General features: G+C 35.2%; 13 protein-coding genes. 8 read left to right on the top strand and 5 right to left on the bottom strand.

Going from position 1 to position 11,164, the window contains the following annotated elements; all coding sequences use genetic code 11:
* Positions 1-22: 22 nt before the first annotated feature.
* From gwsG to OIU83_RS01250, 4 genes are all read right to left on the bottom strand, one after another.
* Entirely contained in the window at positions 23-946 is a 924-nt protein-coding gene (gwsG, locus tag OIU83_RS01265) for a grasp-with-spasm system ATP-grasp peptide maturase (protein WP_264204468.1), read from the bottom strand.
* Positions 947-1,070: 124 nt separating this feature from the next.
* Complete coding sequence (locus OIU83_RS01260; protein WP_264204467.1) at positions 1,071-1,310, bottom strand: hypothetical protein; 240 nt, start codon at positions 1,308-1,310, stop codon at positions 1,071-1,073.
* Between the two features lie 22 nt (positions 1,311-1,332).
* Positions 1,333-2,268: a DUF6624 domain-containing protein gene (locus OIU83_RS01255; protein ID WP_264204466.1), complete on the bottom strand. Its 936-nt coding sequence runs from the start codon at positions 2,266-2,268 to the stop codon at positions 1,333-1,335.
* A 185-nt stretch (positions 2,269-2,453) separates the two neighbouring features.
* Entirely contained in the window at positions 2,454-3,113 is a 660-nt protein-coding gene (locus tag OIU83_RS01250; protein WP_264204465.1) for a response regulator, read from the bottom strand.
* Positions 3,114-4,389: 1,276 nt separating this feature from the next.
* Between OIU83_RS01250 and OIU83_RS01245 the strand changes: the two genes are divergently transcribed.
* Positions 4,390-4,785 carry a hypothetical protein gene (locus OIU83_RS01245; RefSeq protein ID WP_264204464.1) on the top strand — a complete coding sequence of 132 codons (396 nt, stop codon included), beginning with the start codon at positions 4,390-4,392 and terminating at the stop codon, positions 4,783-4,785.
* A gap of 403 nt (positions 4,786-5,188) precedes the next feature.
* Here the strand turns inward: OIU83_RS01245 and OIU83_RS01240 are convergent, their stop codons facing one another.
* Positions 5,189-5,587: a DUF1090 domain-containing protein gene (locus OIU83_RS01240; protein ID WP_264204463.1), complete on the bottom strand. Its 399-nt coding sequence runs from the start codon at positions 5,585-5,587 to the stop codon at positions 5,189-5,191.
* 589 nt (positions 5,588-6,176) lie between these two features.
* Between OIU83_RS01240 and OIU83_RS01235 the strand changes: the two genes are divergently transcribed.
* From OIU83_RS01235 to OIU83_RS01205, 7 genes are read left to right on the top strand one after another with little or no spacing between them, the layout of a single operon-like run.
* Positions 6,177-6,572 (top strand): single-stranded DNA-binding protein, encoded by a 396-nt coding sequence (locus tag OIU83_RS01235; protein WP_264204462.1) that lies wholly within the window; start codon positions 6,177-6,179, stop codon positions 6,570-6,572.
* Between the two features lie 35 nt (positions 6,573-6,607).
* Entirely contained in the window at positions 6,608-7,669 is a 1,062-nt protein-coding gene (locus OIU83_RS01230; RefSeq protein WP_264204461.1) for a DUF932 domain-containing protein, read from the top strand.
* Positions 7,670-7,729: 60 nt separating this feature from the next.
* On the top strand, positions 7,730-8,254 hold the full coding sequence (locus OIU83_RS01225; RefSeq protein ID WP_264204460.1) for a prtrc system protein e: 525 nt from the start codon (positions 7,730-7,732) through the stop codon (positions 8,252-8,254).
* Between the two features lie 2 nt (positions 8,255-8,256).
* The gene (locus tag OIU83_RS01220) at positions 8,257-8,475 is read left to right on the top strand and encodes a PRTRC system protein C (protein WP_264204459.1); all 219 of its coding nucleotides are present in this window, start codon (positions 8,257-8,259) and stop codon (positions 8,473-8,475) included.
* Positions 8,476-8,531: 56 nt separating this feature from the next.
* Positions 8,532-9,611 (top strand): hypothetical protein, encoded by a 1,080-nt coding sequence (locus OIU83_RS01215; RefSeq protein ID WP_264204458.1) that lies wholly within the window; start codon positions 8,532-8,534, stop codon positions 9,609-9,611.
* The gene (locus OIU83_RS01210) at positions 9,608-10,324 is read left to right on the top strand and encodes a prokaryotic E2 ligase family D protein (protein ID WP_264204457.1); all 717 of its coding nucleotides are present in this window, start codon (positions 9,608-9,610) and stop codon (positions 10,322-10,324) included. The genes OIU83_RS01215 and OIU83_RS01210 overlap by 4 nt, the downstream gene beginning before the upstream one ends.
* A complete protein-coding gene (locus tag OIU83_RS01205; RefSeq protein ID WP_264204456.1) occupies positions 10,321-11,124 on the top strand; it encodes a PRTRC system ThiF family protein in 804 nt (267 codons plus the stop codon). Before OIU83_RS01210 ends, OIU83_RS01205 begins: the two co-directional genes overlap by 4 nt.
* The last annotated feature ends 40 nt before the right edge of the window (positions 11,125-11,164 follow it).

Here is an 11,164-nt window from a genome sequence, read left to right as displayed (position 1 = left end):
TTCTATATTCTTCTGTTCCATTTTATAAAAATTGAGCGATTTTATTCTCGAGTTCATAATTACAAGGATGGGATACCATTCCAAATTGACCAACAGGATTTACTTCCAGAAATACGTACTCATGTTTAGGTGTAACTATCATGTCAATAGACCCACAGTTTACATCTAATTTATTCATTAGTAATGACAGTTTATCCTCAATTTCTTCAGGTAGCTTATAAGGAACTGTTCTGTTAGGTTTCTCATTGTTGTAATTTCTGAAATCAACATTTGTCTGCGGATCACTCTGAGAGAGAATAGCCATGGAGTAAAACTTATTGTCTAAATAAAATATTCTCAGTTCGTATTTCTTAGCAATTTTGTCTTGTACTAGGGATGGAAAAAAATCGTCAGGAATATTATCTGTTATTAAGTCCTTCGTGTAATTATAAATAGTAAAACCCTGAAACTTTTGCATACAGTTACCACTCATTACTTTAGTAATAAAGTCTTTTGAGGAAGCTGATAATTCATTTTTCAACACTTGGGCATTAGAAAAGATTAAATCAGATGGGACCAGTATTCCTAGCTCAGAGGCAATATCATTTGCAATTAATTTGTTTACATCAGCTTGATAAAAGGAATTTAAATGTTTTTTCTTTTTTAGTTTATAGTAAATAAATTGAACCACATTATCAAACTCTCCAACTTGCAAATTATCAAATTGTGCGATACCTGTTTTGTAACTATTTTTCATCGGTAGATACCCTCTTCTGTACCAACAAGAGCTAATTTCTGATAATTTAAAAGTAGTGTCCTGTGTTTTAAAAACAACATCATTACCTATAAAATTAAGTTCTAGGTCATTTTGGGCATTGATTCTAATCCATTTTTTTTCTAAAAAATCTAGCCATTCAATCACGTTTGTGGTTGAAGAATCAAATGCCTCCGAAATAATTAGTATCATTTATTACAAAAAATTATAATTATCGGGTATTGAGTTAACTTCCTAATACCATAAGCTATATACTCAATGGCTTGCAAGCACATCAAAATAATTTAAGCCCGATATTATACCGGGCTTAGTAGTTTTAGGTTCCTCCTTCTAAACTGCCCCATACTACTTTCCTTTGAAAGGCAACGCCATATAACACATACTCTCTGCCGTTATAGCGATATTCTGCTTCCATGTACGAAATGTCAGAACGATCACCAACACAGGTGGGTTCTTGCCATTTCCTAATATACCCACCCGAAACTTGTTTAAGCTGGGCACTTTCTAACACATTGGATTCCTTTTTGAAATCCTCCAAAGATTTAAGTACATTCATAAATATATAAAATTTAAGGTTACTAACTACGTTGCATCATCCTCCAAGGATAATACTTAAGACGCGGAAGCCCAATTGAAATTCGTATAGAATCTACTTTATTAGGTTCTATTAAATTACAAAACTCGGTGCTACTGCAATTATATGTTCCGAAATACTGTTTTTCATATTTATCCATCATCATCCTGTCGTAGACCAAAGCATACGTATCAGGGTCACATTTCCCATTTTTTATATTTTCGAGCAGGAACGGTAAATATTTTTCTTTAAAATCGTCAGGTTGATGTACAAACAAAATTCCTTCACGTATATCACCATCAGCCATATCCCAGGCACTTGAAGCACCTATTAAATTTATATCTGGATAGCCATAATCTTTAAATATTTCTTCCAGTTGACTTCTATTTATATGGTCAATACTATCCATCTGCGCATTATCCCCATTTGTTCTTGCTAGTTGGTCTTCCTTAAACATTATTAGCATCTTTTTCCTAAGTTCTAGGTTAAGACTTTTTTGATAAATAGCTTTCAAAAATTTGATTTCATTCTCGCTAAGCGCCGCAGCTCTAATAACAGCCTGTTCCATGTTATAAGCATCCTTATGTACCGTAGCTATTCCCCCAAAATGACTATAACCAAAGCGAGCTTTTTTTTCAATATCCTCCAGATGACCAGACATTACTGCGGAACATACATATATCCCATATTCGACATAATTATCTGTTGCCCGTGGAGGATAAACCCTAAATAAACTATCTAGTATTTTATAGCTTTCTGAGAAGTTATTTATTAAAAACAGGCTGTCGGCCTTATACATCTTTAGATAATATGGGATATAGTTTAGTTCATTTTTTGATGAAGTTTCATTCTTGACAGTGTAATTGTCTTTGGTTTTCATACTACTACAAGAAAGAATAATAACTAAAAGAAGGACAACTATTACATTGTTTTTGATCATATTACTTTAGGTGTATTTAGATTGCTTATTTTACTTTATTAAAAATCGAATTCATTTTACAGGCACATGAATATTCCTGTTAATTATTTGGAAATATAAAAATAAATTAGCAGTGAAAATTTAATAATATATAGATTTAACAAATGAGATAGTAGAACCCTTGTTTGTGTTAATTTTTTTAACATTTATAAAAAACCTTGTCTAATTACTTCTTTTACGAGAGTACTGTCATCTAATACAGCAAAGATTTTCTTTAAATCTACAATACGTTTTTCAATGGTGCTGCCAGCTAATGGTATTACTTCTTCCAGCTCCTTAACTCGGTAGCCTTTGGCTAAATAAAACAAAATCTGTCTGTTGGTTTTTTCGACTATTAATTCTTTTTTCCAGATTTCGCTTATATATTCTTTTACTAATGCACTTTGATACAGATTGCCTTTTAAGACAGAGGATATAATTTCAATGAAATTTGAAGTGGTTACATCAGCTTTTATAGCAATTCCTTCGGGTTTAATTTTCCTTATAATATCATAAACCAAAAGCTTTTGTGTATGTGAAGTGATAATTACTATTTTGCAGTTTTCAAAATAATCCCTGACCAGGTGCGCTAGGTCAGCTCCTGATAAAATATTCTTCTCCTGATAGATGGGTAAGGAATAATCGATAATTGCTAAATCAAAAAATAATTCATGATCTAACGTTACCGATTCAATTGCTGTATAACCCTCTTTGCAGTTAAAAGCCTTTGTAATAACTAGAGGCTTATAGGATGCAAAATCGTGTAGAAGTACATTTTCATATAATTCTACATTCATTGGGTGGTCATCTACGATAAGGATGTTCATCCGGGATAATTTTTATTGAGTAAATCGGAGAATAAAACTAATCCATTAATTATGAAGTCCTTTGAGAAAATTCAATTTTCTGGTATTTTATTTTGTGATAAAAATACTACTTGCTTTCTTTTGTTAGGTATATAGTAGTATTTACTACATTTACAGTACTCACTTTTACCAGTATCCTACAGAAATAATTATGTTGTGGTCTTTTCAATAAATGAAAGAACCTACAATTATAATGGTAATGTATCAGATCAGGTGTTTTTACAAAATGGCGATGTAACTAACTGAAAAATAATATAAAATTATAAATTTTGAATAGTAAAGAGACTGCCTGTTGGTTGTCTCTTCCATTTTTAGTTTTTTAAAAAGCCTTAAAATGCTTTTGTTGTAACCTAGTGTATCAAAATAGGTCATGAAAATAAAATGTAATTTTTGGGTAGTGTATCAATCGTGTGTTTTATGTTTTTCGAAGTTTATATGGTTGATAATGATTTTTTTTTATTTCTATAAATTAATGCTTAATCATCAAAAGGACAAAAAAATTACCGGATTAGTCCCTAAAGCAAAGCCCCCGTCATTCCTAGGCTCTTGATTTTTAAGAATTTTATCCAAAAACGTAAGTTATTGATTTTATGTTGTTTGTGTCGTTTGTAATTTTTTTGTCCTTTTTTATTTGAGACCTCATAAATATCTTCCTTAAACAAATCTGAGAACTATGCCCATCCATTTACATTTTTCATATAAAATAGATATCTACGTTTATTTATATAAATCAATTGTTTGAAATAAAAAAAACGTAACATATTCTTTTTGATGTAGTTATGTCTTGTAAATTGGTAAATCTATTGATTAATTTACTAAATTTACACGATATACTAATTTACATGTAACACGGTGCTAATTACAATGTGACCCCGATAGGGATGACATATTGAAAACGATGAAAAAACCGCTGATTACAATATACGCCAAAGGGATTCTTTCCAAGGTAAATCTCCAGTTGCTCTATCATTCAGAGAAAAATCGCCCTATGCAAACGATATCAAGCTGATGTAGGATGTATGGGAAAAGGTTGCTATAAAGTATTTTATGGATGAACCAGCACTTCAAAAAGACAAAGAAAATATCTTGAAGATCTAGAACAGATATTTGTCACCGTTGCCTACCATTCTCTTTCTATCGAAATATAGGTGGTATAGGAAGGGATATCGAGATGTTGTATTGTTTTATTTATTAATATCTAAAATTAATTATCATGAAAATTATTAACTTTTTATCGTTGGGTGCAATACGCCCTTTAAGAGTCGGTGTTGTACTCATTCTTATTTCATTTATTTTGCAATCACAGCAATGCAATAATAATTGTAAAGCCACATTAGATGTCCAGCCCAAGAGAACATCAACAAATACACAATTTACCTTAAAAGGTTCTGGCTATCCTATAAGAACAGTGATACATTTATTTGTTGTTAATCAACCTGTGCCTAAGGTGGATACACCTGTGAGTGCGGGTACCGTAACCACTGATAATATAGGGAATTTTACAGCTTATTGGGATGCTACTTATATGCCTGCTGGTATGGATGATCAAACGAGAACCCCATATTTCGAGGCTACAGACCAAAAGGGGTGCAACGGAATTAAAGAAACTTCCTCAGCATACTGGTTTCCCTAATCCTTAATTTAGTTATAAGATTACTATTCATTGTGCAAATTGTCACTTAGGCTATTGCCATAAAAATGAGTAATGAGTATGTTAACTCATTACTCATTTTTTATAAGTTATAACTTTATATTATAAAAGAATCTTTACTAGCATTTTCTTACTCGATACAAAGACAATTAGATGTAGATTTATAAGCGCCTCATATTCTGAAAAGAATAGCATAAAGAATAAGAACATTTCTGAACCATAATTTATACCTAACTACTAGAGCAATAATCCAGTAGTTAGGTTTTTTTATAAAATTATAATAATGAGGTTTTCTGTAAAGAAAATATTTTTACACAAGTAAAAAAATACCGGTTATTAATTTGAATTCCCAAAAAATGGTAGGAACTATTTGAGATAGTGTCTTTTATTTCGTTTTTTGAGCTGTAACTGCTTTCTTCAATTCAGCTTTGGCTTCATCTAATTTCTTTCTTTTTTTATCAATCTTTTCTTTCGCTTCCTGATTTTTAATCGCTTTATTCAGCTCATCGGTTCTTTCCTTGACTTCTTGCTCTTTTTCTTTGACTTTTTTGTCAAGGTCATTATTTACTGTTTTTGTAGTACAGTTCTTTTTGGTTTGAGATATAGCATCTTCAACTCCTTTGATTTGGTTTTGATTGCCAGCTTTTTTAGCAGATTCTAATTTTGTGTTTAATTCACATAATTTCCTTTCACATCCTTTTAATTCTTTACAATTACTTTGTGCAAACCCGATAAAAGAAACTGCAAAAAATGCTACTGATAGAATTTTAGTTTTTAATGTCATACGTTTATTTTTAAAGTTGTTTTACTGATAATTTGTTATGCATAATAATTATAAAGATAAGGAATTTACTTAAGTTGCCTTTTTCAGATTCTTCTTTTGAGATTTTTGTTTCTTCCTAAAAGAAATGGATTCAAATATTTATTTAAAAATGAATCAACATTCTTATCAATCATTGTGCATTCCCAAGGTAGGTTGCAGTTTTCATTTTAACCTTTTTCGAAAAAGAAAAGGATTTCCATTATCATTGATGTCTTTTTAGTATTAATAATTGCTATGACGTCTTTCTTCTAACCTTATTTATACTGTACTTCTGCGCAATGGCGCATCTTCTGAAGTCATGTTCAAAATTATTTTAAGTGAAGTTTTCATTCGAAACGGACTAAAAGGGCAGCTAAGATAGTGTCCGCCGGCTGCTGCATGCGCATAATGGCAGTACTGCGTTTGCCACCCTACGGGACTTATAGCACTCCGCATCCTTAAACCGGACACCTGACTCTTGCTTTCTTTTTTTCCGTTTTTTCTTTTGAAAACATTTATGCGGGGACTGGGGAAGAAATCTAAACAGTAGTAATCACTAAAATTTTACATCATGGAAATCACAGGACGCATTACAAAAGATGCCACAATTTACAAAGTGAACAAGGACAAAGAAGTAGTCAATTTCTCCATTGCCATCAACGACACTTACAAGCCTAAAAACAGTGATAAGGCAAAAGAAATCGTAACCTACATCGATTGCTCCTATTGGCTAAATGCAAAGATTGCCGAGTGGCTTAAAAAAGGCGCACTGGTACAAGTAACAGGGCGTATCGGTCTGAATGTATATAGTAGTAGTGATGGTAAGGCTTTGGGTAGCCTAACATTTCATACCAACAACATCAAAATTTTGGCTTTTGCCAAAAAAGCAGAACAGACCCCAACCGAAATAATACCTCAATCCACCGAGGGAGTAAAACAAGAAACCGCAGACGACCTGCCTTTTTAATTCATTCAAACAATAACATTTAAAATTTAAACATCATGGCACATCATATAAATTATAACGAGCAAAGCCAAAAACATAGTTTTTTCAGTGTAAAAGAAAAAGCATGGCACAATCTGGGACAGATAATTTCGGATTACCCAACAAGTGCAGAAGCAATACTACACGCAGGTTTGGATTACGAAGTCGAAAAACGCAAGCTATTTACACCCTGTTCAAATACAATAGATTTTGAAAGCGAAATCCTCCGCAATGAAATTGAAGTACCTAATTATTTCAGTACGGTACGTACTGATAATAATACCGTCTTGGGTGTAGTGGGTAAGGACTATCAAATCGTACAGAACAGGGATGCATTTTCTTTTTTTGACAACATCGTAGGCGGTGACGGTATTCTATACGAAACCGCAGGGGCTTTGGGTAAGGGCGAACGCATTTTTATAACCGCTAAACTGCCCGATTACATTAGGGTCGGCAAGGACGACCTCATCGAAAAATACTTATTCCTTACCACTTCGCATGATGGAAGCGGAAGCATAACCGCTGCTTTTACCCCCATACGAATTGTATGCGCTAATACCCTTAATGCTGCTATGAACAGCAAAACCAATACGGTACGCATTCGTCATACCTCCAATGCCAAACAGCGCTTGGAACAGGCACATAAGGTAATGGGCATATCCGATATGCTATCGTCACAAATGGAAACCATTTTTAACGATTGGGCAAAAGTGCGCATCACGGACAACGAAGTAAAAAAACTAATACAGTCCGCTCTTGTTCCCAATAAAGAGGTTTTAAAATCCATACAGGACGGAAAAGATGAGGAACTTTCTACCTGTTTTACCAATATGGTTGATAGTGCTTTTGAATATGCCATGAGTGACCCTACTCAACTTATGGACACCACCAAAGGAACTGTGTTTGGGGCATACAATGCTGTGACGGGCTACTTTCAGAATGTCCGAAATTACAAAGACGATGAAGCAAAACTAACTTCCCTTTTAATGGGTGGTACAGGACAGCTACGCACACAAACTGCATTTAATTTGTGCATGGATTTTTCGTGCAAAGGTTCTGATGTATTACTTCTAAACTAATCCAATGGGTACAGGCACATCCTGCCTGTACCTTTTTTTATCAACTTAAAACGTAATATTATGAATTTCTTTCAATCCCTAATCGCCTTGCAGGTTGCGGGCGACTGGAAAATAAACATAGTCAAAGAAACTGCCGACAGGCTTATCGTATCGGTATTGTTTTTTAATGATACCATCGGCGATGAGGCACGTAAAAAAGTACCACCCATTTTGCTTAAAGGCACAGCAGAGGAACTGGATGCAGGATTTTTTGAGGCTATAGAACAGCCTGTAAAAGATACGGCACAGCTTTTTGCCAATATGGAGCAATTCCTAAAAGAATCGGCACAGGCAAAAATCAGCTCACAAATGGAAAAAGACAACATCCTTAAGATGGGCAAGGAAAAAACTGAAATGCAGAAAAAATACGAAGAAGCGATGAAAAAAGCCGATGAACTCGAAGCACTCGGTAAATTTAAAGAAGCATGGATGAAAGTACCACAAGCTAACCTCTATCCCGAACATAAGGACATCATTCACCAACGCAAAGCGGAACTTTCCGATAAATTTCCAATAGACCTTTTTAACGACCCTAACAACGAATAACCATGTTAACAGCCACACTACTAGAAAGAGTCTTTTCCTTTAAGGATAAAGAACAGGATATTAAACTTGCCGACCCATCTCCCTCATTCAGCCCCGAAGCGGTACTCAATTTTTATGCGCAAACTTATCCCATACTAACAACAGCAACCATCGAAGGACCTGTAATAAATGACGATGCTGTGCAATACAAATTTGTATCACAGATAGGAACTAAAGGATAAACCATGAAAACGAAATCCATAACAGGCAGTATCATTCTGCCTAAAAACAAAAAGTTATGCAAACTATACAGACAGTTAGGCACATGGGCAGAAAACACCAACCGCTTGCCCGATGCGCAGGAACTCAAAAACAACAAGCCAGCCTCAGTTCCTTTGGAACTCTTGCCGATGGTTTTCTAAAACACCAGTTTCTCCCGCTATTTGAACAGGGTAAAGAAACACCAAATGCTGACCAAGCTGAAAAAGGATTTTTCGATTCGTTGAATATCCTGACAGGGGTATATGGATTCGAACAGCTAGAAGTAGCATGCAAACCGTACCCTTACAATATCTTATTGGCGCATCAGTACGCTCAGAGACAACTTAAAAAGTCAGGACAGGATATTGAACTTGCCATTATGCAGGACGTTGATGGAACAGTAAAACTCGCAACCACCCACAGTTACAATACAGGCACGACCCTATATTATATTCCTGTATTGCCTTTGTACCATTTGTTACAGGACAAAAAACAGAAACAAACTGCCGAACTTCTCTTGTCTGTGTTTAGTTATCTCTACCATATTGCAGGGATTCCGTACTACAGGGAATCCCACACCTATTTATTTTATCAATATGAATGTATGGAAGAATGGATAATAGATGATTTGGAAAGTGATGAGAATCATGAAACTTCGGAGTTTAATCAGGCAAGCTACTATGGTGATGTTATGCTTCGAAAAATATACAATCCCTATCATCTCAATGTTTTTAAACAGCGCATTGCTACCTACAAGCCAAAGTCTTCTTTCGGTAGGGACTGTTTAGACGTTGTACAAAAAGCGTTTGCCCTGCTGACAGAGTATCCCAATGCTTCCATTTTTCGAAATACCCTGAATCAGGAACGTGATGAGGAGGATAACATCATACACGCAGAACAATACATCTCTTTTATTGCCGATAGCGATGGTTTGCTGTATGAGAACATTGCCCGTGTTGTGAATGATGAATTTAATGAATGTGGGGAAATAGAAGAACCCACTATACAGCAAATCTATGATAACCAAAATAGTCCGTCTAAAGAAGCACTTGATTTCGAATACCGAATTTTTCCTTTGATTAATGAATTATGTTCTCTTTTAAACCATATACCATGAAAGATATAACTGCAACATTCGGAACATTGTATTCTCCTGTAAAAGCCTTGGTAATCTATCAGAAAAATTCGCCCGATAAAAGTATTTATCTGGAGAGTTATGACATGGATAAAAATGGTTATCCTACCAATGCCCATCCGTTGAGCCTAAAAGAAAGTACACAGCTTGCCAATGCCTTAGATACTTCTGATGAACTTAAACGCAACTTTTTGAAACCTTTAGGACTGCTTCCTAAAAATGTACTGTACATAAGTCCCGACCATGATGGCTATGCCATTTGGCACACACCATCCCAAAAGGCAGACTTGTTTTTTGTCGAGAGTTTGGGCATTTCAAACGGTAAAGCATCAATACCGTCTTTGCTTTGGAAAGCTTCTAAAAACACACTTTGGGTATATGCTTTGGAGGAAACTACAGCCATTACAGAAGCTACCCCTTTATACCATGCACCTTTTTTTAATCTTTATGAAGATGGTAGGGTTTGTATGGGTACAGTTTCAGTAAATATTAAGACAGATTGCCTCTTGGAAGAATTTATTGCTTTGTGGGAACAGTATTTTTTCAACAGTTATTTCAGCCACCTCATTAGCGAGAAAAGTCCCGTAAAAGGAAACATTATCCAGTTGTGGCAGAACCTTATAAATACCCGCAAAAAGTTTCCTATGAAAGTCCTAATAAAAAATGGTCAAACCCTTAAAAAACTACTATCATGAACACCTTAAAAACCATGCATTACGCAGATAATTACCTGATAAATCCAACCAATCCAATCACGATAAGCCTGATTGGCGCAGGAGGAACAGGAAGTAGGATGCTCACAGAACTCGCAAGAATGAACCATAGCCTTATTGCTTTAGGGCATACAGGATTGCAGGTTAATTTATACGATGATGATAAAGTAACCCAAGCCAATCAGGGAAGACAGCTTTTTGCAGATGCAGAGGTTGGCTTATACAAATCGGTAGCACTTATTAACCGAACGAATCGTTTTTTCGGTACGAATTGGAAAGCTGTAACGGAGCAGTTTTCTACAACAAATCTCAAATCCCTACCCAACCGTGGAAAAGCAAATATGTATATCAGTTGTGTCGATACTGTATCAGCACGATTTGATATTGCAAAAGCATTACAGGACTGTACAGGAAATAGCAGTTGGGAACGTAACAAAGCATTGTACTGGCTTGACCTTGGTAATTCCCGAAATACTGGACAGGCGCTATTGTCTACTATTGGAGCAATCAGGCAACCAATCTCTAATCTATACAGGACTGTATCCAATCTTCCAATGGTAACGGATGAATTTAGGGAACTTCTCGAAGCACAAACCGAAAACAATGAACCGAGTTGTTCCCTAGCCGAAGCACTCGAAAAACAGGATTTGTTTATTAATGCTACACTAGCCAGTATGGGGGCTTCTTTACTTTGGAAGCTATTCCGTGAAGGTATGACCGCCCAAAGAGGATTCTTTTTAAATTTGGGTACTTTCAGGGCAGAACCCATACTGGTGGGCTGATGCCCGCCGCCCCACAATTCCACTTCCTTCGTCGGGACAA

The organism is Flavobacterium shii, from assembly GCF_025847235.1.
Lineage (GTDB): Bacteria > Bacteroidota > Bacteroidia > Flavobacteriales > Flavobacteriaceae > Flavobacterium > Flavobacterium shii.
Note: the sequence above shows the minus strand (reverse complement) of the source record. Positions and strands in the feature narration are given on the sequence as shown.

What these genes read in the sequence shown, in the direction of transcription:
- gwsG (WP_264204468.1), bottom strand. Translation starts at nt 946, where the DNA reads ATGATACTAATTATTTCGGAGGCATTTGATTCTTCAACCACAAACGTG.
- OIU83_RS01260 (WP_264204467.1), bottom strand. Translation starts at nt 1,310, where the DNA reads ATGAATGTACTTAAATCTTTGGAGGATTTCAAAAAGGAATCCAATGTG.
- OIU83_RS01255 (WP_264204466.1), bottom strand. Translation starts at nt 2,268, where the DNA reads ATGATCAAAAACAATGTAATAGTTGTCCTTCTTTTAGTTATTATTCTT.
- OIU83_RS01250 (WP_264204465.1), bottom strand. Translation starts at nt 3,113, where the DNA reads ATGAACATCCTTATCGTAGATGACCACCCAATGAATGTAGAATTATAT.
- OIU83_RS01240 (WP_264204463.1), bottom strand. Translation starts at nt 5,587, where the DNA reads ATGACATTAAAAACTAAAATTCTATCAGTAGCATTTTTTGCAGTTTCT.
- OIU83_RS01235 (WP_264204462.1), top strand. Translation starts at nt 6,177, where the DNA reads ATGGAAATCACAGGACGCATTACAAAAGATGCCACAATTTACAAAGTG.
- OIU83_RS01230 (WP_264204461.1), top strand. Translation starts at nt 6,608, where the DNA reads ATGGCACATCATATAAATTATAACGAGCAAAGCCAAAAACATAGTTTT.
- OIU83_RS01225 (WP_264204460.1), top strand. Translation starts at nt 7,730, where the DNA reads ATGAATTTCTTTCAATCCCTAATCGCCTTGCAGGTTGCGGGCGACTGG.
- OIU83_RS01220 (WP_264204459.1), top strand. Translation starts at nt 8,257, where the DNA reads ATGTTAACAGCCACACTACTAGAAAGAGTCTTTTCCTTTAAGGATAAA.
- OIU83_RS01215 (WP_264204458.1), top strand. Translation starts at nt 8,532, where the DNA reads ATGCAAACTATACAGACAGTTAGGCACATGGGCAGAAAACACCAACCG.
- OIU83_RS01210 (WP_264204457.1), top strand. Translation starts at nt 9,608, where the DNA reads ATGAAAGATATAACTGCAACATTCGGAACATTGTATTCTCCTGTAAAA.
- OIU83_RS01205 (WP_264204456.1), top strand. Translation starts at nt 10,321, where the DNA reads ATGAACACCTTAAAAACCATGCATTACGCAGATAATTACCTGATAAAT.